Origin of the sequence: Candidatus Poriferisocius sp. (assembly GCF_965208355.1) — a bacterium.
GTDB lineage: Bacteria > Actinomycetota > Acidimicrobiia > Acidimicrobiales > Bin134 > Poriferisocius.
The window spans coordinates 1925254-1945351 of the sequence record NZ_CBDBOM010000003.1; the positions used below are offsets into that span (position 1 = coordinate 1925254).

19 protein-coding genes are annotated in these 20098 nt (G+C 66.4%); 7 read left to right on the plus strand and 12 right to left on the minus strand.

Going from position 1 to position 20098, the window contains the following annotated elements:
• Positions 1–9: 9 nt before the first annotated feature.
• Genes hisF through hisD form a run of 6 tightly spaced genes read right to left on the minus strand, consistent with a single transcriptional unit; the run spans position 10 to position 5129 of the window.
• Positions 10–804: an imidazole glycerol phosphate synthase subunit HisF gene (gene hisF / locus ACOGXH_RS10195; protein WP_419928995.1), complete on the minus strand. Its 795-nt coding sequence runs from the start codon at positions 802–804 to the stop codon at positions 10–12.
• Complete coding sequence (hisA, locus tag ACOGXH_RS10200) at positions 801–1526, minus strand: 1-(5-phosphoribosyl)-5-[(5-phosphoribosylamino)methylideneamino]imidazole-4-carboxamide isomerase (RefSeq protein WP_419928996.1); 726 nt, start codon at positions 1524–1526, stop codon at positions 801–803. The genes hisF and hisA overlap by 4 nt, the downstream gene beginning before the upstream one ends.
• 1 nt (position 1527) lies before the next feature.
• Positions 1528–2154 (minus strand): imidazole glycerol phosphate synthase subunit HisH, encoded by a 627-nt coding sequence (gene hisH / locus ACOGXH_RS10205; RefSeq protein ID WP_419928997.1) that lies wholly within the window; start codon positions 2152–2154, stop codon positions 1528–1530.
• Positions 2151–2750, minus strand: a complete 600-nt coding sequence (hisB, locus tag ACOGXH_RS10210) for an imidazoleglycerol-phosphate dehydratase HisB (RefSeq protein WP_419928998.1) — start codon at positions 2748–2750, stop codon at positions 2151–2153. The genes hisH and hisB overlap by 4 nt, the downstream gene beginning before the upstream one ends.
• On the minus strand, positions 2747–3826 hold the full coding sequence (gene hisC, locus ACOGXH_RS10215; RefSeq protein ID WP_419928999.1) for a histidinol-phosphate transaminase: 1080 nt from the start codon (positions 3824–3826) through the stop codon (positions 2747–2749). Before hisC ends, hisB begins: the two co-directional genes overlap by 4 nt.
• Complete coding sequence (gene hisD, locus ACOGXH_RS10220; protein ID WP_419929000.1) at positions 3819–5129, minus strand: histidinol dehydrogenase; 1311 nt, start codon at positions 5127–5129, stop codon at positions 3819–3821. Before hisD ends, hisC begins: the two co-directional genes overlap by 8 nt.
• A gap of 95 nt (positions 5130–5224) precedes the next feature.
• On the opposite strand from hisD, the gene ACOGXH_RS10225 reads away from it, so the two are divergent.
• Both ACOGXH_RS10225 and ACOGXH_RS10230 read left to right on the plus strand, forming a co-directional pair.
• Positions 5225–5428, plus strand: a complete 204-nt coding sequence (locus ACOGXH_RS10225; RefSeq protein ID WP_419929001.1) for a hypothetical protein — start codon at positions 5225–5227, stop codon at positions 5426–5428.
• A gap of 44 nt (positions 5429–5472) precedes the next feature.
• Complete coding sequence (locus ACOGXH_RS10230) at positions 5473–6450, plus strand: LLM class flavin-dependent oxidoreductase (protein WP_419929002.1); 978 nt, start codon at positions 5473–5475, stop codon at positions 6448–6450.
• Between the two features lie 22 nt (positions 6451–6472).
• Here ACOGXH_RS10230 and ACOGXH_RS10235 read toward each other — a convergent pair whose 3' ends face one another.
• Together ACOGXH_RS10235 and nth are read right to left on the minus strand one after the other, a co-directional pair.
• Positions 6473–7501, minus strand: coding sequence for a zinc-dependent alcohol dehydrogenase (locus ACOGXH_RS10235; RefSeq protein ID WP_419929003.1), 1029 nt, complete (start codon positions 7499–7501; stop codon positions 6473–6475).
• Positions 7502–7577: 76 nt separating this feature from the next.
• Complete coding sequence (gene nth / locus ACOGXH_RS10240) at positions 7578–8219, minus strand: endonuclease III (protein ID WP_419929004.1); 642 nt, start codon at positions 8217–8219, stop codon at positions 7578–7580.
• Positions 8220–8318: 99 nt separating this feature from the next.
• Between nth and mshD the strand changes: the two genes are divergently transcribed.
• The 3 genes from mshD to ACOGXH_RS10255 are packed head-to-tail and all read left to right on the plus strand — an operon-like array spanning position 8319 to position 11341.
• Complete coding sequence (gene mshD, locus ACOGXH_RS10245; RefSeq protein WP_419929005.1) at positions 8319–9017, plus strand: mycothiol synthase; 699 nt, start codon at positions 8319–8321, stop codon at positions 9015–9017.
• A 46-nt stretch (positions 9018–9063) separates the two neighbouring features.
• Positions 9064–9780 (plus strand): ubiquinone/menaquinone biosynthesis methyltransferase, encoded by a 717-nt coding sequence (locus ACOGXH_RS10250; RefSeq protein ID WP_419929006.1) that lies wholly within the window; start codon positions 9064–9066, stop codon positions 9778–9780.
• 13 nt (positions 9781–9793) lie between these two features.
• On the plus strand, positions 9794–11341 hold the full coding sequence (locus ACOGXH_RS10255; protein WP_419929007.1) for an AMP-binding protein: 1548 nt from the start codon (positions 9794–9796) through the stop codon (positions 11339–11341).
• Here ACOGXH_RS10255 and ACOGXH_RS10260 read toward each other — a convergent pair.
• On the minus strand, positions 11338–12189 hold the full coding sequence (locus ACOGXH_RS10260) for a 1,4-dihydroxy-2-naphthoate polyprenyltransferase (protein WP_419929008.1): 852 nt from the start codon (positions 12187–12189) through the stop codon (positions 11338–11340). The two genes, ACOGXH_RS10255 and ACOGXH_RS10260, sit on opposite strands and share 4 nt — an antisense overlap.
• 61 nt (positions 12190–12250) lie before the next feature.
• On the opposite strand from ACOGXH_RS10260, the gene ACOGXH_RS10265 reads away from it, so the two are divergent.
• Both ACOGXH_RS10265 and ACOGXH_RS10270 read left to right on the plus strand, forming a co-directional pair.
• Complete coding sequence (locus ACOGXH_RS10265) at positions 12251–14245, plus strand: thioredoxin domain-containing protein (RefSeq protein ID WP_419929009.1); 1995 nt, start codon at positions 12251–12253, stop codon at positions 14243–14245.
• A 170-nt stretch (positions 14246–14415) separates the two neighbouring features.
• Positions 14416–17937, plus strand: coding sequence for a fibronectin type III domain-containing protein (locus tag ACOGXH_RS10270; protein ID WP_419929010.1), 3522 nt, complete (start codon positions 14416–14418; stop codon positions 17935–17937).
• A gap of 17 nt (positions 17938–17954) precedes the next feature.
• Here the strand turns inward: ACOGXH_RS10270 and ACOGXH_RS10275 are convergent, their stop codons facing one another.
• Genes ACOGXH_RS10275 through ACOGXH_RS10285 form a run of 3 tightly spaced genes read right to left on the minus strand, consistent with a single transcriptional unit; the run spans position 17955 to position 20093 of the window.
• Positions 17955–18197 carry a NifU family protein gene (locus tag ACOGXH_RS10275; RefSeq protein WP_419929011.1) on the minus strand — a complete coding sequence of 81 codons (243 nt, stop codon included), beginning with the start codon at positions 18195–18197 and terminating at the stop codon, positions 17955–17957.
• 11 nt (positions 18198–18208) lie between these two features.
• Entirely contained in the window at positions 18209–19012 is an 804-nt protein-coding gene (locus ACOGXH_RS10280) for an SDR family NAD(P)-dependent oxidoreductase (RefSeq protein ID WP_419929012.1), read from the minus strand.
• Positions 19013–19025: 13 nt separating this feature from the next.
• Positions 19026–20093 carry a zinc-dependent alcohol dehydrogenase gene (locus ACOGXH_RS10285; protein WP_419929013.1) on the minus strand — a complete coding sequence of 356 codons (1068 nt, stop codon included), beginning with the start codon at positions 20091–20093 and terminating at the stop codon, positions 19026–19028.
• Between the last annotated feature and the right edge of the window lie 5 nt (positions 20094–20098).

The window sequence follows — 20098 nt, forward strand, 5'->3', positions numbered from 1 at the left end:
TCCGCCCGGTCAGGCGTCGGCAGGCCGGATGGGGATCCCGGCCGCGGCCATATGTGACTTGGCCTCGGCCACGGTGTGCTCTCTGAAGTGGAAGATTGAGGCGGCCAGCACGGCATCGGCCTTGCCTTCCAGCACGCCCTCAACCAGGTGATCGAGGGTGCCCACTCCCCCGCTGGCGATCACCGGCACGTTGGTCACCTCCACCACCGCCCGGGTCAGCTCTAGGTCGAAGCCATCGCGGGTGCCGTCGCGGTCCATTGAGGTGAGCAGGATCTCCCCCGCACCCAACTCCGTCACCCGGATGGCGTACTCGATGGCATTGACCCCGGTGGGAGTGCGGCCCCCGTGGGTGAACACCTCGAAGGGGAAAGCCCCACCGTTGATGCGACGGGCGTCAATGGAGGCCACCGCGCACTGACTGCCGAACTCGTCGGCGATCTCGGCCACCAGCTCGGGGCGATTGACCGCCGCGGTGTTCACCGACACCTTGTCGGCCCCGGCCCGCAGCAGGCGCCGGGCGTCGTCCACCGTGCGGATGCCCCCGCCAATGGTGAAGGGGATGAACACCTCCTCAGCGGTGCGGTGGACCAATTCCAGGGTGGTCTCCCGCTGATCGGACGATGCGGTGATGTCCAGAAACACCACCTCATCGGCGCCCTGCTGGTCGTAGAGGGCGGCCAGCTCCACCGGATCGCCGGCGTCGGCGAGGTCCACGAAGTTGACTCCCTTGACCACCCGGCCGGCGTCCACATCCAAGCAGGGAATGACCCGGGCGTTGCTGGGCACGTTTGACGGCGTGCTCATGAGGCCAACGCCTCCAAGGCCTGCTCCACGGTGAAGCGCCCCTCATAGAGCGCTCGGCCCACGATTACGCCAGCCAGCCGTCGGCGGTGGTCGCCGATGGCCGCCAACTCGCCCAGGTCTTCAACCCTTGCCACCCCGCCGGAGGCGATCACCGCCAGGCCAGTGGCGGCCAGAACGGCGGCCAGGCCGTCAGTGTCGGGGCCGCTCATAGTGCCGTCCCGGCTGATCTCGGTGACCACCACCGCCTCGGCCCCCGAGGACTCAAAGCGGGCGGCCAGCTCCAGCAGGTCTCCGCCGCCGCCCTGCTCCCACCCGTGGGTGGCCACTTCCCGACCCCGGGCGTCCAACCCCACCGCCACCGGCTGGCGGGCCGCCACCTTTTCCACCAGCTCCGGCGTCTCCACCGCAGCAGTGCCGATCACCACCCGAGCCACCCCGGCGTCGGCCAGCGCGGCAGCGGCGTCAAGGCTGCGGACTCCCCCGCCGGTCTGCACCGGCACATCCACCGCGTCGGCAATGGCAGCAATCACCGCCAAGTTGACCGGGTCGCCGGTGCGGGCCGCATCCAGGTCCACAACGTGCAGCCATGAGGCCCCCGCGTCGGCGAACTGCTGGGCCTGGCCCACCGGATCGTCGCTGTAGGCGGTTTCGGCGTCGTACGATCCCTGGTAGAGCCGCACACAGCGTCCGCCCCGCAGATCGATGGCCGGGTAGAGCTGCATCTCAGGCCCCCACCGCTGCGGTGCGGGCCTGGTTCACAAAGTTCTCCAGCAGTCGCAGGCCGGGGTGGGCCGACTTCTCAGGGTGGAACTGCGTGGCCCACACGTTGTTGTCGGCAATCGCCGCGGCCACCGGGCCGCCGTAGTCGCAGGTCGCGGCCACATTGTCGGCCATCGGCGCGGCGTAGGAGTGCACAAAGTACACCCAAGCACCGTCGAGGCCCTCGAGCAGCGGGCTGGGACTGCGCACCTCCAGGCGGTTCCACTGCATCTGGGGCCGCTTCACGTTGCCGGGCAACAAGTGCACCGTGCCGGGCAATATGCCCAGGCCAGCTACCCCCGGCGCTTCTTCGGAGCCTTCGTAGAGAAGCTGCAAGCCGATGCAGATGCCCAGAAACGGCCGTCCGTCGGCTGCCGCGGCCCGGGCCTGCTCGTCGAGCCCGGTGTCGCAGAGCGCGGCCATGCAAGGCCCGAACGCCCCCACGCCGGGCAGAACCACCCCGGCAGCGTCGGCAATCAGCCCGGTATCGGCAGTCAGCCGGGCGTCGGCCCCCATCCGCTCCAGGCTCTTCTGGGCCGAGCGGAGGTTGCCTATCCCGTAGTCCAACACCGCTATCAGCGGTCGGTTCACAGAACCCCTTTGGTGGAGGGGATGGCGGTGCCTTCCACCCGCACGGCGTCGCGCAGCGCCCGGGCCACCGCCTTGAAGCTGGCCTCGATGATGTGGTGGGTGTTGCGGCCCCGAATCATGGTGATGTGCAGCGTCAGCGCGGCCGAGGTGGCGAAGGCCCGCCAGAACTCCTCGCAAAGCTGGGGGTCGAACGGCGGGTCGCCCAAGATCTTCTGGCCCGGCGGGCTCACGTCATAGTGCAGGAATGGCCGACCCGACAGGTCGACCACCGCTTCTACCACGGCCTCGTCCAGCGGTACCGCTATGGACGCGAACCGGCGCACCCCGGCCTTGTCGCCCAGGGCCTCAGCGAAACACGTCCCCAGCAGGATGCCGACGTCTTCCACGGTGTGGTGGGCGTCGATCTCCAGATCACCGGAGGCTTCCACTTTCAACTCGAATCCGCCGTGGCGGCCCAGCTGGCTCAACATGTGGTCGAAGAACGGCAACCCAGTGGTCGCCGTACCCTGGCCGTTGCCGTCGATGTCGATGGCGATGTCGATGCTGGTCTCGGCCGTACTCCGAGATGCGGTGGCGGTTCGGGATGTGTCTGTCATGTCAGCACCTCACTCAATGCGGACAAGAACGCGTCGTTCTCGGCCGGCGATCCCACGGTGACCCGAAGGCAACCGGCGAGCCGGGGCCAAGAAGAACAGTTTCGCACGAGCACCGACCGATCCACGAGACCCTGCCAAACTGCGTCGCCGTCGCCGGAGTCCGGCCGCAGCAACATGAAGTTGGCTCCCGAGGGCCAATGGCGGACCGGGAGCTGGTCTAGGGCCGCGGCGATCCGCTCCCGCTCGGCCACCAGCATGGCCACCCGCTCGTTCATCTCGTCCTCGTAGTCCAATGCCAGACGGCCGGCGATCTGCTTCATGGTGTCGAGGTGGTAGGGCAGCGCCGATTTCTCCAGTTCGGCTACCAACCACGATGGTCCGACTAGGTAGCCGAGCCGGGCGGCGGCCATTGACCAGGTTTTGGAATAGGTGCGGGTCACCGCCAGCGGCCGACCCTCATCCACCAGGTCAACCGAGGTGTGGGGGTCGAACTGGCCGTAGGCCTCATCCATCAGCAGCAAGCCGGGCAGCGCCGTGACGTCGGCCAGCAGCCTCTCGACCAACTGCGGCGGCTCCACCATGCCGGTGGGGTTGTTGGGCGAGCACAGGAAGGTGACAGCCGGGCGGTGCTCGGCCACCATGGCCGCGGCATAGTCGGCGTCCAGCGAGAAGTCCTCATTGCGTTCGCCGGTGACCACCTCGGTAGCGGCCAGCCGGGAGATGTGGGAGTGAAGGGCGTATGTGGGTTCGAAGGTCAGCGCGGCGCGTCCCGGTCCGCCGAATGCCAGCATCAGGCACTGGAGAACCTCATTGGAGCCGTTGGCCGCGAACACCTGCTCGGGCGCGACCCGTTCGTGCTTGGCCAACGCGGCTCGCAGCTCGTGAGCCCCCCGGTCGGGATAGCGGTGCCAGTCGATATCGGCCTGGGCCGCCCGCAGAGCCTCCGCCCATCCTTCGGGCGGGGGCACCGGCGACTCGTTGGTGTTGAGCCGCACAGCCACGTCGAGCTGCGGCGAGTGGTAGCCAGACATGAGGGCCAGGTTCTCTCTCACTGGCAGGCGGTCAGGGCTACTCATCGTTGTTTCCTCTCTGAACTCCGTCGCCGAAGCCGCGCAAGCGAATGGATTGGGCGTGGGCATCCAATCCCTCGGCATCGGCGATGGCGGCCACATGGGGTCCGACCGCGGCCAGACCTTCAGCGTCTACGGAGATCTCGTGCATGGGCTTGGTGAAGTCCCGCACGCTCAAGGCACCGGCAAAGCGAGCGGTGCCGTTGGTGGGCAGTACGTGGGAGGGGCCGGCCACGTAGTCGCCGATGGACGCCGGTGCCAGCGGACCCCGGAAAATGGCCCCGGCGTTCTGAACTCCGTCGATGACCGCCTCCGGTGCCTCGGTCATCACCTGCAAGTGCTCGGGGGCGATGAAGTTGACCACCTCGGCGGCGGATTTGGGGCCATCGACCAGCACGATGTGGCCGCTGCGGTCGAATGTGGCCGCGATGTCATCCGAGCGTGCGGCATCGACCAGCAAATCAGCGACGGCGCCGGTAACGGCGTCAGCCGCCCCCGCATCCCAGGTGATGAGCCAGGCCAAGCCATCGGGACCGTGTTCGGCCTGCACGATCAGGTCGACGGCGGCGTATTCCGCCGGAGTCGTCCCATCAACCACCACCACTACCTCCGACGGTCCGGCGAAGGCTGCCGGTACGCCAACAGACCCAGCCACCAATTGCTTGGCGATGGCTACATAGACATTGCCCGGCCCGACGATCACATCGACCGCCCCCACCGACTCGGTGCCATAGGCCATGGCGGCAATGGCTTGGGCGCCACCCACCGCATACACCTCGTCGACTCCGGCGATAGCCGCCGCGGCCAAGGTCACATCGGCAACCTGGCCTTCAGGCCCGGGAGGCACGCACAGCACCACCTGGCCCACCCCCGCGGCCCGCGCCGGCAGCGCAGTCATAAGCACCGTAGACGGGTAAGCAGCCCGGCCCCCGGGCACATAACAGCCCGCCCGGCCCACCGGCTGATCCCAACTGCGGATGGTGATTCCCTGGCGGCTGTGGGTCTGCTCTTTGGAAGCCTGCTCTCGGTGGAACTCAGCGATGGAATCGGCGGCGGCTTCCAGCGCAGCCCGCAGCGCGGGATCGACTCGATCTCGGGCCGCGGCCATCTCGGCAGGAGAAACCCGCCAACCCGAGGGGACAACACCGTCGAATTGCTCGGTATAGCGGGCCAGGGCGGCATCCCCGTCGGCCCGCACCGCCTCGATGATCTCGCGGACCGCGGCCACCGAGCCCTCAGAAACAGGCTCAGGCCGAGGCAAACGGCCAGCAATGTCTCCCACGCCCCGCAGGTCCACTCGGTCTAGCACGACCCCCAAAACTACAGGCCCATATCCCCCCGCCACGAAGGGTTTGACAGGTTGTCAAGGAAACCGGCGGCCTGGTTATGCGATAGAACCTTGCCGTGGATGACAGGACAACGGCGGCCGATGGGGCAGAGCTCGGCTCGATGAGCAGTGTGATGGGTGATCTCGCCGTGCGGGTGGCCGATGTGGCCCGGCGCTACGAGGGCACCTACCGAGAGGACGTGGCCTTTGAGCTCTACGAGGTGGAGCGGAGCCTGCGAGGGGCCACCCGCCGGCTCGACCGGCTCACCCGGAGTCTGTAAATCTGCAATCCTACAAAGGCCCATCGAGCTGACCGGGAGAAGAAATGTTCAATCTGCGCTTTGACCTGCGGACGCCGCCGTTTACCGAGGTGACCCATGGCGATCAATACCGGGCCATGTTGGAGATGGTGAAGTGGGCCGACACCCGGGGCTTCGCCGGGGCCATCACCAGTGAGCACCACGGCACCGAAGACGGATTCATGTCGGCGCCGCTGGCCATCTCCGCCGCCATCCTGGGAGCCACCGACAACCTGATGTGTACGCTGTCGGCCCTTCTGGTGCCCTACCACGACCCGCTGCGGCTGGCCGAGGACATCGCCACCATCGACCTGATGGCGCCGGGCCGGTTCATCACCATCGCCGGCCTGGGATACCGGGAATTCGAATTCGAGATGTTCGGCAAAGACCGCACTCGCCGAGGCCGCGACACCGAAGAGGCCATCAAGGTCATGCAGCAGGCCTGGACCGGCGAGCCGTTCGAGTACGAAGGGCGCACGGTGTGGGTCACCCCCAAGCCGGTGACCCAGCCCCACCCCATTGTGATGGTGGGCGGCTCGGTGCCGGCGTCGGCCAAGCGGGCCGCCCGACTGCGCCTGCCCTACATGCCGCCCATCGGCGATCAGGAGCTGGTGGACCTGTACTACGCCGAGGCCGCCGAGATCGGGTTCGAGGGGGCGTTCGCCATGGCGCCCGACGGTCCTGGGCTGGTTCTGGTGACCGAGGATCCCGATGCACTGTGGGCCAAGATCGGCCCCAACATGCTGTACGACGCCGCGGCCTACGCCAGCTGGCAGTACCCCGACCAGCGCTCCGGCTGGCACGTGGACGCCGAAGATGTGGCCGATCTCAAGGCCTCCGGCCAGTTTGAGGTGCTCACCCCGGACCAGTGCGTCGAGCTGGTCCGCACCAAGGGGGCGGCCACCCTCCATCCCCTGTGCGGGGGCATCGACCCCGCCATCGGCTGGGAGACGCTCGAGCTAGTGGTCGACAAGGTCATGCCCGCCCTCGCCGAGGGGGCATAGCCCTGGCACGGGCCGGGACCCGCTAGTTGGCCAAGTCGTCGATTATCGCCCGGCCGACATACTTACCGGACTGGAGTTCGTCGAAGATGGCGTCTAGCTCCGACAGAGGGCCGGTGCGCCCGACGTGGGTGGTCACCTGTCCGGCGGCGGCCATGTCCACCAGCTCGCGCATGTCCTGCACGGTGCCCACTGCGGAGTAGATGAGGGTTGCGTCCCTCATGAAGAACTCGAACGGGTTCAGCTCGATGTTGCCCTCGCTGGTGGGGGGCAAGCCGACGGCCACAAACAGCCCCTTGGGCCGCAGCAGCCTAAAGCCAAGGGTGAACCCGGCCATGGCGGCCGAGAACACGATGCTGGCGTCCACCCCGCCGATATCACTCGTCACCTTTTCAAGGGCGTCGTCGGCGCTGACCGCCATGTCGGCGCCCAGCGACTCGACGAATTCCAGCCGAGCAGCCCCGATGTCGACGCCGATCACCTTGTAGCCCAACGCCTTGGCGATCTGCACCGCATAGTGGCCCAGCCCGCCGGCGGCGCCGATGATGGCCACCCAGCGGCCCGGGGGCACCTGGTTGCGGAACAGCTTCTTCACCGCCCCGTAGGCGGTGAGCCCGCCGCAGGCCAGGGCGGCCTGATCGTCGCCCACTGATTCGGGCAGCACCACCAGCGACTTGGCCCATACGCAGAACTGCTCGGCGAAGGTGCCCATGATCCCCTGGGTCTGCGGGCAGTGCCGGGGCTCGCCCCGCAGGCAGAATTCACAAGCCCCGCACCAGAAACCGCCGCCGGTGCCACCGAGCCCGAGGATCACCCGGTCGCCCACCTGGCTGTAGCGCTCGGCCCCCGGCCCCAGCGCCTCCACCACGCCGATGGCCTCGTGGCCCAGCACTTCGATGCCCGAGACGCCAACCCAATCGCCCCTGGCCAGGTGGAGGTCGGAGTGGCACACCCCCGACGAGGTGATGCGGATCAACGCCTCCTCAAAGCCCGGCTCTGGCACCGGTACGTCCAAAATGCTCAGGTTGCCGTCAACCAATCGTGCCGCTTTCATGCTGGTTGCTCCCGTCTAGTTCAGTTGTACGCGCGAGATGTCACCCTAGTGGTCCGCCTTCACAGGCCGCCTGACTTCAGTCGCCGGCGGACGGGCAAAAGGTGGCCAGCACGCACTCGTGGCAGCGGGGGCGTCGGGCTATGCACACCCGGCGGCCGTGGAGGATGAGCCGCAGGGAGAACTCGCCCCGCTCGGCGGCCGGCACCATGGGGTTCAGCTCCAACTCGATCTTCACCGGGTCCTTGTGCTCGGTTATGCCCAGCAGTCCGGTTATGCGGGCCACATGGGTGTCCACTGGCAAGCCGGGCAATCCCAGGGCCACGCTGCGGACCACGTTGGCGGTCTTGCGGCCCACCCCCGGCAAGCTCACCAAATCGGACATCTTTCCCGGAACTTGGCCGTCGAAGTGGTTGACCAGGTCTTGGGCCATGCCCACGATGTTGCGAGCCTTGGTAGCGAAGAAACCGGTAGAGCGGATCAACTCCTCCACGTGGGCCAACGGCGCTTCAGCCAAACTCTCGGGCGTCGGATAGGCGGAGAACAAGTCAGGGGTGACCATGTTCACCCGTTTGTCGGTGCACTGGGCCGACAAGATGGTGGCCACCAACAGCTGGAACGGGTTCGCGTGGTCCAGCTCGCACACTGCCTCGGGATACTCCTGGGCCAGCAGCTCGTGCGTCCGCTTGGCTCTCCCTTTGGGGGTGCGCGGCCTCGCCATCGACCGCATGGTAACGACCCTGACTCTTGATTCGGCAATGGGGGTCGCAACCTTGGAATTTGTCCGGAGTCGGCGATTGGGGCCGCTACCGTAGGTTTTGTGACGCTGACGGTTTCTCGACCCCACCAGGGAGAGTTCGCCTGGTCCGTCACCATCGCCCCCGACATGGCCCGAGGCGAAGCCGCCGCCGACCAGATTCAGCAGGTGATCGCCGGCGCCGAGACCGGCGAGTCGGTGCAACTCTGGATTGAGCAAGCAGCCGATCACGATGACGCTTTCGCCGCCGATCTCGGCTTTCAGCCCTACCGGGACCTGTGGCGGATGCAGCGGCCGCTGCCCGCACCGCGCGCCACCATCACCACTCGGGCGTTCGTGCCCGGCCCCGACGACGAAGAATTCCTAGCGGTGAACAACCGGGCCTTCCACTGGCACCCCGAACAGGGGGGCTTGACCGCCGCCGATTTGGCCGAGCGCATGGCCGAGAGCTGGTTCGACGCCGAGGGATTCCGCCTCTACGAGCAAGATGGCCGACTGGCCGGCTTCTGCTGGACCAAGGTCCACCCCGATGAGACGCCGCCGTCTGGCGAGATCTACGCCATCGCGGTGGACCCCGACTTCCACGGCCAAGGACTGGGCAAGCCCATGACCCTGGCCGGCCTCGACCACCTGGCCGACCAGGGGCTCACGGTGGGATTCCTCTATGTGGAGTCGGACAACGATCCCGCGGTGGCCACCTATCACCGCTTGCGATTCGACCACCGCTCCACCAACCGGGCCTATCGGCACACTGTGGAATGAACTCGGATTCTTCACTCCCCCAGGGTCAGGACAAGGTGGCTGTCCAATGAGTGCTGACCCCTCGCTGCCTCAAGGCCAAGACAAAGTGGCGGCGGTGCGGTCGATGTTCGATGCCATCGCCCCCCGCTACGACCTGCTCAATCGCCTTCTGACCTTCAGCATGGACTGCCGTTGGCGGCGACGGTCGGTGCGGGAGCTGGGGCTGCCGTCGCAGTCGCTGGTATTCGACCTGGCCTGCGGTACCGGTGATCTGTGCCGCGACCTGGAATCCGCCGGATACCGCGCCGTGGGCTTCGACCTGTCGGCTGGCATGCTCCGAGCGGCCCAGAAGTACCGGGACTCGGGCAAGCTGAGCGCCCCCATGGTGCTGGGCGACGCCCTATGCCTTCCGGTCCCACCGGAGAGCGCCGACGGCATCACCTGCGGGTTCGCCCTGCGCAACGTGGTGGATCTGGACGGGTTGTTCGCCGAGTTGGCTCGGGTTGTGCGCCCGGGGGGACGGGTCTCTTTGCTGGAGGTGGCTGAGCCGTCGAACCCGATCATGCGACTCGGCCACCGCGTGTACTTCGGCAAGGTGATCCCGTTGATCGGCGGTCTGCTTTCAGACCGGGCCGCTTACGAGTACCTCCCCAAATCAGTGGCCTACATGCCCCCCACCGAGGAGATGCTCGACCTCTTGGCCGGGCGCGGGTTCGACGCGGTCCAGCATTCGCAGCTCTCCGGCGGAATCGCCCAGCTCTTCACCGCCACCAGAAGGCACTAGGCCCAAACCTCCCATGTCCCTGCTGGCTCAGCACATCCCCACCGACGACCCCGACCAGATGGCGCTGACCGACCAGCGGACCACCCTGGGCTGGGCCGAGCTCGACCGGATGATGAACCGGGCAGCCAACCTGCTCCACAGCCTCGACCTGGGCCCGGAGCGGAGATTGGCGGTGTTCGCCGAGAATTCAGCCGAGACGGTGGTGGCCTATGTGGCTGTCGCGCTGGCCGGGGTCTCGGCCGTGCCTGTGAACTTCCACCTCACCCCCGACGAACTGGCCTACATCCTGGAGGACTCGGCCTCGGCTCTGCTGCTGGTGGGACCAGAGACGGCAGAGCGGGGCGTGCAGGCCGCCCAATCGGTGGCCGGTATTCCCGGCGCACCACCCATCGCAGTGATGGGCTGGCGATGCGCCGACCACCCCGAGGTGGACTCCTGGGAGCACGGCCTGGCCACTTCCCCGGATGAGCCCCCGCCCACCGATATCCCGCCAGTCCCCCACTTGTTCTACACCTCGGGCACCACCGGCCGGCCCAAGGGGGTGGACGCCCCTCCGGCCCTGTTCCGAGGCGGGCGAACGGTGGAGGAGTACTTCGCCACCTGCGCCACCCCCAACGCGGCCATCGGCACCCATCTGGTGGTGGGGCCGATGTACCACGCCGGACCGTTCTCGGCCACCAGAAACCTTATGGGCGGCGCCCCAGTGGTGGTGATGGGCCGGTTCGACGCCGAGGCCACCCTGGCGGCCATCGACCGCTACCAAGTCAACGCCGTGTTCATGGTGCCCACCCACTTCACCCGGCTGCTGGCCCTGCCCGCCGAGGCAAGGCAGAAGTACCGCACCGACAGCCTGGTGTCGGTGACCCACAGCGGCGCGCCCTGCCCGGTGTCGGTCAAGCGGGCCATCATCGACTGGCTCGGACCCATCGTCTCGGAGGGGTACGGCTCCACCGAGGTGGGCGGATCGTGCCACATCAACTCTGAGGACTGGCTGGCCCATCCTGGCTCGGTGGGGCGCCCGGTTCCCCCTTTCGAGGTGCTCATCGTGGACGAGGACGGCAACGAGCTACCGCCGGGCCAGGAGGGGCGGGTATACTTCACCGACACCAGCGGCCGGGGAATCAGCTATCGCAATGACCCGGAGAAGACGGCGGCCGCCCACCTGCGACCGGGGGTGTTCACCCTGGGCGAGATCGGCTACACCGACACCGACGGGTTCTTGTATCTGACCGACCGATTTTCCGACATGGTGGTTTCGGGCGGGGTGAACATCTACCCCGCCGAGACCGAGCAGGTGCTGGCCGAGCATCCCGGCATTGCCGACGCGGCCTGCATCGGAGTGCCCGACGAGGAGATGGGCGAGCAGCTCAAAGCCCTGGTTGTGCCCGCCGACCAGGCCAATCCGCCCACCGAGGCTGAGATCGTCGCCTTTTGCCGCGACCGGATCGCCCACTACAAGTGCCCAAGAACAGTTGAGTTCATCAGCGAAGAGCAATTGGGCCGCTCCGCCATGGGCAAGATCAACAAACAGGCCCTGCGGGCCCCCTATTGGAAGGGCTAAGCCGAGACCGCCAGCCCAATGGTCAACAAAACGCCAAATACCAAGTGGAGGCGGGCGGTCATGTTGAGCAGGGGCGCTTTGTCCTTGTCCGAAAGGGAGAGACCGGCAGCGGGCACCGCGAAGGCCAGCGCGGCCAGCGTCATCGGCGCCCAGGGACGGGCCACCGATAGCGTCGATCCCGCCGCAAAAGCGGCAGCCACCAGCACGGCATAGAGCCAGCCCGACCACCGAGCGCCCAACCGCACGGCCAGAGTCCTCTTTCCCGCGGCCCGGTCTTGATCGATGTCCCGCTGGTTGTTGGCCACCAACAGCGCGGAGGCCAGCAACCCGACCGGCACCGCCGCCACCACGGCCACCCAGGTGAGCTCCTCGGTCTGCACATAGGCGGTGCCCGTGGTGGCCACCAGGCCGAAGAACACGAACACGAAGACCTCGCCGAACCCGGCGTAGCCGTAGGGCCGCCGCCCCCCGGTGTAGTACCAGGCGGCAACGATGCAGGCCACCCCCACCGCCACCAGCCACAGAGCCACCGCCACCGCCAGGGCCAAGCCGGCCGCGGCCGCCACCGCGAAGGCCCACAACGCGGCCCGGCTCACCGCCGCGGGCGCCACCGCGCCGCTGCCCACCAGCCGGGCCGGGCCCTTGCGCTCAGCGTCGGTGCCCCGAATCCCGTCGGAGTAGTCGTTGGCGTAGTTCACGCCCACCTGGAGGGCCATAGCCACCACCAGCGCGGCCGACGCCCGCCACCACACCACGCCGGGAGCAGCCGCGGCGGTGCCCACCGCCACCGGCACCACCGCGGCAGCCAGCGTCCGAGGCCGGGCTCCATGAATCCACAGCCGAATCATCGCGCCAAGTCTTGCCGATGGCCTGAGTTGGTTAGTGCCTGAGTTCGTTAGTGTCAGGGCCATGAACCGACTCGGGGCCGAGACCAGCCCCTACCTGCGCCAGCACGCCGACAACCCGGTGGACTGGTACCCGTGGGGCCAGGAGGCCTTCGCCGCGGCCCGAGCCGACGACAAGCCCATCTTGTTGTCGGTGGGCTATTCGGCCTGCCACTGGTGCCACGTCATGGCCCACGAGTCGTTCGAAGACCCCGAGACGGCCAAGGTGATGAACGAGCTGTTCGTGAACGTCAAGGTGGACCGCGAAGAGCGCCCCGACGTGGACACCATCTACATGGAGGCCGTCCAGGCCCTCACCGGCCGGGGCGGCTGGCCCATGACTGTGTTCATGACCCCCGACGGCCTTCCGTTCCACGGCGGCACCTACTACCCGCGGGAAAGCCGGGGGCAGATGCCGTCGTTCACCGAGATCATGCACCGGATCCAAGATGTGTGGGTCAATCGCCGCGATGACGTAAACAACCAGGCCGACCAGCTCACCCAGTCGCTGAACCGCACCGCGTTGATCCAGCCCGACCCCCAGCGAGTCGCGGCCGGAACCGGCTCGGAGGCCCTCAACCAGGCCACCGCGGCCCTCCGTCAGCAGTACGACGCCGCCTGGGGCGGCTTCGGAGGCGCTCCCAAGTTCCCCCAGACCATGAGCCAGGAGGTGCTGTTGCGCTCCTACCTCCACAGTGGCGACCAAGACGTGCTCAACATGGTCATCAACTCGCTGGACGCCATGGCCTCGGGGGGGATCTACGACCACCTGGGCGGCGGTTTCAGCCGCTACTCGGTGGACGCCCAGTGGATCGTGCCCCACTTCGAGAAGATGCTGTACGACAACGCCCTGTTCGCCCGGCTGTACCTGCACGCCTGGCAGGAAACGGGCCGCCCCCGCTTCCGCCAAGTGCTGGACGAGACCATTGGTTTCGTGCTGCGCGACCTGCGCCACGACAGCGGCGGCTTCTACTCGGCCCTCGACGCCGACTCTGAGGGCGAGGAGGGCCGGTTCTACGTATGGACCCCCGATCAGATCACCTCGGTGCTGGGCGACGACGCCACCGAGTTCATGACCTGGTACGGGGTGACTGAGGCCGGCAACTTCGAGGGCCACAACATCTTGTGGCGCCCGGTGCGGGGCGACTTGCTGCGCCCGGCCAGCGTGGAGCTGAGCCGAGAGCGGCTGCTGTCGGCCCGCAACCTGCGAATTCCGCCGGGTTTGGACGACAAGGTCCTGCTGGAATGGAACGGCCTCATGCTGGCCACATTGGGCGAGGCTGCCGCAGCCACCGGCAACCAGCAGTGGATGGAGGCCGCCATCAAGAACGGCGGGTTCCTGCTCGACCGATTGCGCCGCCCCGACGGCCGCTGGCTGCGCTCCTGGCAGGCAGGCGACGGTGATCGCCCGGCTCAGGCCCGCCACCTGGCCTATGCCGCTGACTACGCCGCGGTGGCCGACGCTTTCACCCGCCTAGGCGAGGCTTCCGGCCAGGCCCGCTGGATCGACGAGGCCGTCCAAACGGCCGACGGACTGCTAGAGCTGTTCTGGGACCACGAGCGAGGCGGGGTATTCACCACCGGATCGGACGCCGAAGAGCTGATCTGTCGGCCCAAAGAGATCACCGACAACGCGGTGCCCTCGGCCAACAGCGCCGCCGCGTTGGCCTTGCTGCGCCTGGGCACCCTAACCGGGCAAAACCACTATCTCGAGCGAGCCCAAGACATCTTGGCCCTGCTGGGCGAGGTAGCCGCCAACCACCCCAGCGGCTTCGGCCACCTGCTCGAAGCAGTGGACATGAACGCCACCGGGCTCACCGAGGTGGTGATAGGCGGCGACCGCCCCGATTTGGTGGACGCGGTACGAGAGCAATACCGGCCCAACACCGTGCTGGCCTGGGGAGAGCCCTACGACTCGCCGCTGTGGGAGAACCGCACCGATGGACTGGCCTACGTTTGCCGGAACTACACCTGCGAAGCCCCCGCCGACAGCAAGGACGACCTGCTAACCCGGTTGTAGCGAGAATACGCTGTATAGGGTTAGGGGTTCACCAGATGCACCCCAGCCTGGGATAAGCTACGGGGCCGCGAACGGAATGTCGCGCGGACCGCGAGATGGAGGGCAGTATGTCCAACGGCACTAGCAAACCGAGGCGGGCATTGCAGTTGGGCGGAGTAGCTCTTGCCGTCATGGGGCTCGTGGCCAGCATCACCGCGTACGCGTCAGCCCAAACCGGCAATGTGCAGCAGGGCACACCCCGTGTCATCGATGAAGATTTCTGTTTGAGGCTTAGCCTCGGCGGCCCAGTTACCTATCCCTTTGACTCCAATGGCGACGGTGTGGCCGACATCTGCTCACTCAATACAACCCGTCGCGCCACCGCGGCCCGTCAGAATGCGTTGGAGCAGCTCGCCAGTGAATTTCCTCTCTATTTCGGCCAACTGTGGGCCGATGAATGCCTTAGGGTCGACCAGTCGTACGGCGAGCCCGTTCATGAGCCTCGCGACGAATGCGCCGCCCCCCGTCTGGCTCGGGCCACCGGAAGGCCGATTCCGCCCGTGCCCCGTCCCCGTTTCGTGGTGGAGACGACCAACCCCTTCTTCTTCTCCGGACCGGTCATCACAGGCCCCTCTTTCTGTCTGAACTTCAGCTTCGGCGGCCCAATCACCTACCCATTTGATTCCGACAACGATGGCGTGGCCGATATCTGCTCGCTTCCCACCACGCGCCGAGCTACCGTTGCCCGCCAGAAGGCTTTTGACCGCCTCGCAGTCGAGCAGGACGGCCTCTACGAGGTTTTCTTCTCCATCGAGTGCCGTCGGGTTCCGGCGACATTCGGCAACCCCGAAGCAGAGGCGTCAGACGAGTGCGCCCCCCACCGCGACGGAACCGGCATCCCCGGCCGACCGGGCACCGGTGACGACGAAGAAGACGACGAATCCGAGGACAATGGTCAGTCCGGCGGTGGCCCCGGTGGCACCGGTATCACCGCGCCCACCCTGCCAACTGCACCAATTGTGGCCAGCTACCATGTGGCGGCACCGCAGAACATTCTGCTGGAGACCGGAACCAGCCAGATCATCGTGAAGTGGAGCGATCCGCTGGCCGATCGCACCAGCGTGTTCCGGTACCACGTGGAATGGAGCACCAACGCAAACTTCTCGCCCAGCCAGCGGATAATCGTGGTGGCCGCCAGCCCGACAGCCCCGTGCAGCACCTCAGCAGACACGAACGCTGACTTCGAATGCACGATCACCGGCTTGACAAACTTTGAGACCTATTACGTGCGCATCCAGGCGGTACGGGGCACCAATGATCGCTACACCCCCTCTGGCAACTCCCGCACCACCCCCCAGATCACCCCAGGGCTGGCCGGACCGCCCATCTGGGCATCTGACGATCCCCGGGTCGACACCGATGTCGCCGCGCTGGTCAGCGGCGAGTTCGGAGAAATTACAGCCACATGGAATGCACCGCTGGGCAGTTCATTGGTTCCCGCCTACTACCACTTGCAGTGGAGCACCAGTCCCAGCAGTTGGTCAACCAACCAGCAATTGCGTATTGACGTCAGCAACCTCCCCGACGGTTGCACCAGCAGCCCGGCGAGTGGCGACAACTTCGCCTGCACCATTGCCGGTCTGACCAACAACCGCACCTACTACATGAGGATTCAGGGCATTCCGGCCGGATCCGGACCCGGCACCTGGTCGCTTACCGAACAGCTCAGTTTGGCCAGCACGCTGCAAGATCCCGGTCTGCCCACCAACGTGGAGCTGATAGCTGCGGGTGCAACGGGCAAAGACATCACGGTGACATGGGACGCGCCAGCCGTCGTTCCTGGTAGCGACCCGGCTCCCACTCATTACCTCGTGCAATGGCGGGCTTGCGGCGCCACCGGCAGCAGCTGCGACCCCTGGTCGGCCATCGCCCGCCAGGAACGGGTACCAGATTCGGGCGACATCGGTTCCGCAGACCTAACGGAAACGATCAGCGGCCTCAATTACGAGGTGTACCAAGTGCGGGTCCAGGCAGTGAACAGCACAGTAGGCAGTGGATGGACAAGGGCGGCTTCAATCACTTTGGGCCAGTCAGAGCCTCCCACCAACATCAACTGGAGCCCGGGAGTCACCACAATCGATGTGACCTGGGACGCTGTCACCAGTCTGCCCGGAGTGAGGCACTACTTCATCCAAGTGAGCTCCAGCAGCGGCTTCTCCTGTAGCGGTAGTTCTCCCTGCGACAGCACTACCAGCACAACGGCCAGCCACAGCATCACCGGCTTCAATGGCGGCTCGTTGGTGATCAACGGGACGTACTACGTGCGGATTCGGACGGTGAACACCAACGATGTGCCCAGCTCCTGGTCGCCGACCGTCTCGATGGTCCCCGGCACCGTGGCCGCCCCAACGGACGTCAATGCAGATGAGGTCACCGGAAACCCGAGGAGCCTCGACCTCACCTGGAGTTCGGAGGCTGCGGCGCAGGCCAACAGGCCAGCACCAAACGGTTTCCGAGTCCGGTGGCGCGCCACTGGAACCACTAATTGGAGAACCTCTTCCAACCTATCTCTGACCCAGGCTGGCGATGGCGACGCCGCTTGCACCAACTACTGCTACACACTGGCCGGTCTCACCGGCGGCACCGAGTACGAAGTGCAGGTGCAGGTCAGGAATTCCTACGGCTATGGCCCGTGGTCAACAACAACCACTGACAGCACGGAAACGCCGGGCAGCAGCTTCGCCCCCACCAGCGTGAACGCCGCTGAGACCCTTGCCAACCCGACTGCGCTGACCGTGTCGTGGGCTCGGGATACCTGGGGCGTCGACGCCGACAACGACCCCTTGCCCGTGACCGGCTTCGTTGTTCAATCCCGGGTCGAAGGCGCCACCAATTGGGGCTCATCTCGAACTCTGGGATTGACCACGTCTGGGCTCGACACCAGCAATGCTCCGACCTACACCTACACGTTGACCGGCCTGACCGCAGGTACCGCCTACGAGGTCAGAGTGCGCGCCAGCAACCGAAACGGTCAAGGGGCCTGGTCTGATGCATCTGCGGCGGCTACCCCTGGGGCTAGCTTCACTCCTGCCAGCGTCGCTGCCGTCGACATCAATACCAATCCGCGCTCTCTGAGCATCACCTGGTCAAATGCGAGTATCACCCCAACCGGGTTCACAATCCAGTGGCGGGCTACCGATACAACCAGGTGGAGTTCACGAAGTGTGTCGCTGGCTCAAGCCACAGTCGACGGGTGTACCTACTGCTACATCCTGACCAACCTGACCGCCGGCACCGAATACGAAGTGCGAGTGCAGGCCAGGAACGCCGCTGGCAGCGGCCCGTGGTCCGATGTGTCCAGTGCGGCCACTCCAGGGTCGCAGTTAACGCCGACTGGCCTTAGCTCGACCCCGTCGCCGATAACCGGCGTCAACGAGGCTACGGTGAACTGGGGCGGAGTGACACCTGGAACTGGCCTAACCCTCAGGAACTACACGGTGCAGTGGCGCTCGTGCGGCCCCGAGGGAATCACCTGCGAAGCCTGGTCTTCTAGTTCTAGCCGCCAGTACACCACGGCAATTGACACCACGCAGAACCCCACGCCGACTTCGTACGAGATCACGAGGTTGCTCGACTACTACACCTACGAGTGGCGGGTTCGGGCGAACTTCACCAACGGCACCAACAGCCCTTGGGCTCTTAGCAACCCGTAAGACTATGGGGATCCCCGCTACAGGCGGGGATCCTCAATAGTCACCGTGCTCACCTCACCGAGGCGGGTGCTCACCATGTCGAGGGCGATTTGCTCGAGAAATTCTTTGGGCATGACGCACTCGCGACACTCGGCCCCTTCCAAGATGAGCCGCAACGCCACCGTTCCGGCATCAGCCGATACCAGCTCCACGTCGCCGCCGTCGAGGGCTACTAGTGCTCGCAATTCGCCGACGGCTTCGTCCAATAGGGCTTGATCCATGGCGATGGATACTAACTGGCGTCTTGTCCCAGGTTCGGCGGGCGGGTTCGAGACAAGAATGCTCCGGCGTCGGCCAGGATGAACTGGCCGGTGGTGCATCGGGCTAGATCGGAGGCCAGATACACCGACAGGCGGCCCAATTCTTCGGGCAGGGTCTCCCGACGCAATGGCGTGGCGGCCACAATGGCTTCGTAATGCTCGGGAGGAAACGCCTCCCTAATCAATTCGGTAGGGGTGGTGCCGGGGGCGATGGCGTTGACCCGGATGTTATGGGGGCCGAGCTCCACCGCCATCGACCACGTCAGGTGGTTGATAGCCGCTTTGGCCGCGGCGTAGCTCGACATCATGGGCGATGGCCGGGTGGTCTCCCCCGAGCTGACGTTGATGATCACACCGCCCCCCTGCTCCATCATCACCAGGGCCTGAGCCCGACCACACAGCGCGGTCAGCACCAGGTTCTGATCCACGAGGTCCCGCCAGAATTCCCCGTCCATGTCCACAAACCGAGTGGGGGAACGTCCCGCCATCATGCCGACGTTGTTCACCGCGATGTCCAGACTCCCGCCCCAGGCCACCGCATCGGCCACCAGTTGCTCGATGGCGGCGTCGTCTCGCAGATCGGCTGCGAACGCCCTGGCGTTGCCGCCCTCTTCGGCAATGAGGGCCACAGTCTCCTCAGCAGTGTCAGCCCGGATGTCGTTCACCGCTACCGCGGCGCCGGCTCGACCCATCCATCGGGCGATCTCGCGGCCGATGCCCGCGCCCGACCCGGTGACCAGCGCCACCTTGCCGGAATGATCGATTTCGACGCTCATCGCTGCGGTACGGCTAGCTGTGGCGGAGCCCGACCCGCACCGCGTCGTGGTCGGCGGTGCGCTGGAGCAGGGCCATGGCCTGGTCGATCTGGTCGAGGCCGAACACTTCGCCCAACAGCGGCTCGGTGGGGAACTCTCCACTGTTCAGGATGGCCACCGCCTCCCTCATGGAGCTCGGGGTGGAGCCGCTGCCGCCCGAGACAGTGAGGCCCTTGAGCACGATCATGTCGGTAATCAACTCCACTGGCGCCAAGTTCTTCAATCCGGCCAGCTGCACCTTGCCCCCTTGGCGAACCAGGTCCAGGCACAGGGGCACGGTTACGGTCGTATCGGCCAGGTCCACGGCCATGTCGGCCATAGCCCCTCCGGTGATCTCGGCCACAAACGCCACCAGGTCGATGGCGGTGACGTCCACAGTCACGTCGGCGCCCACCTCGCGGGCCACTTCCAAACGCAGGGCGTCGGCATCGGTACCGGTGACGATCACCGTCTCCGCACCCCGGCGCTTGGCCTCCGCGGCGTACACCAGCCCCATGTGTCCCGGCCCCTGTACCACCACGGTCTCGCCCTCGCCCACCGGCATCCGGCTCAACCAGTTGCACACGTTGGCCAAGGGCTCGAACACGGTCAGCTCGGCGGCATCGATGTCGTCGGTCAGCTTGACGAGGTGGGAGCCAGGCAACAGCCCCATGTACTCCCCGTAGCCGCCCCAAAGGCCGTGCTCGTCTTCGATTCCCAGGGTGTATCCGTACACCTGGCCCAGGCCGAACGGGTTGTCCTCGGTAACCGGGGCCCGAACAACCAGGTCCACGGCCACCCGGTCGCCCACTGCCACGCCGAAGTCGGCATCGTCGGCCAGGGCGTGAACCCGCCCGACGATCTCGTGACCGGGCACTAGCGGGGACTTCTCCCCCGGAACGTGCTGGTGGCCGTGGAGCTGGGCCACGTCGCTGCCGCACATGCCCACGGCCTCCACCCTCAGCACCCCACCGCCGGGCGGTGATTCGGGCACCGGGAAGTCGTCGCGAAGCTGATAGGTGCCGTCGCCGTTGAAAACAACCCCCCGACAGGTGCTGCTCATGATGG

Excerpts from the sequence above, each read along its gene's own strand:
- ACOGXH_RS10255 (WP_419929007.1), top strand. The coding sequence starts at position 9,794 with ATGTCCCTGCTGGCTCAGCACATCCCCACCGACGACCCCGACCAGATG.
- hisC (WP_419928999.1), bottom strand. The coding sequence starts at position 3,826 with ATGAGTAGCCCTGACCGCCTGCCAGTGAGAGAGAACCTGGCCCTCATG.
- hisF (WP_419928995.1), bottom strand. The coding sequence starts at position 804 with ATGAGCACGCCGTCAAACGTGCCCAGCAACGCCCGGGTCATTCCCTGC.
- ACOGXH_RS10275 (WP_419929011.1), bottom strand. The coding sequence starts at position 18,197 with ATGGATCAAGCCCTATTGGACGAAGCCGTCGGCGAATTGCGAGCACTA.
- ACOGXH_RS10230 (WP_419929002.1), top strand. The coding sequence starts at position 5,473 with ATGTTCAATCTGCGCTTTGACCTGCGGACGCCGCCGTTTACCGAGGTG.
- ACOGXH_RS10250 (WP_419929006.1), top strand. The coding sequence starts at position 9,064 with ATGAGTGCTGACCCCTCGCTGCCTCAAGGCCAAGACAAAGTGGCGGCG.
- ACOGXH_RS10265 (WP_419929009.1), top strand. The coding sequence starts at position 12,251 with ATGAACCGACTCGGGGCCGAGACCAGCCCCTACCTGCGCCAGCACGCC.
- ACOGXH_RS10280 (WP_419929012.1), bottom strand. The coding sequence starts at position 19,012 with ATGAGCGTCGAAATCGATCATTCCGGCAAGGTGGCGCTGGTCACCGGG.
- ACOGXH_RS10270 (WP_419929010.1), top strand. The coding sequence starts at position 14,416 with ATGGGGCTCGTGGCCAGCATCACCGCGTACGCGTCAGCCCAAACCGGC.
- ACOGXH_RS10285 (WP_419929013.1), bottom strand. The coding sequence starts at position 20,093 with ATGAGCAGCACCTGTCGGGGGGTTGTTTTCAACGGCGACGGCACCTAT.
- nth (WP_419929004.1), bottom strand. The coding sequence starts at position 8,219 with ATGGCGAGGCCGCGCACCCCCAAAGGGAGAGCCAAGCGGACGCACGAG.
- hisB (WP_419928998.1), bottom strand. The coding sequence starts at position 2,750 with ATGACAGACACATCCCGAACCGCCACCGCATCTCGGAGTACGGCCGAG.
- hisA (WP_419928996.1), bottom strand. The coding sequence starts at position 1,526 with ATGCAGCTCTACCCGGCCATCGATCTGCGGGGCGGACGCTGTGTGCGG.
- ACOGXH_RS10235 (WP_419929003.1), bottom strand. The coding sequence starts at position 7,501 with ATGAAAGCGGCACGATTGGTTGACGGCAACCTGAGCATTTTGGACGTA.
- ACOGXH_RS10260 (WP_419929008.1), bottom strand. The coding sequence starts at position 12,189 with ATGATTCGGCTGTGGATTCATGGAGCCCGGCCTCGGACGCTGGCTGCC.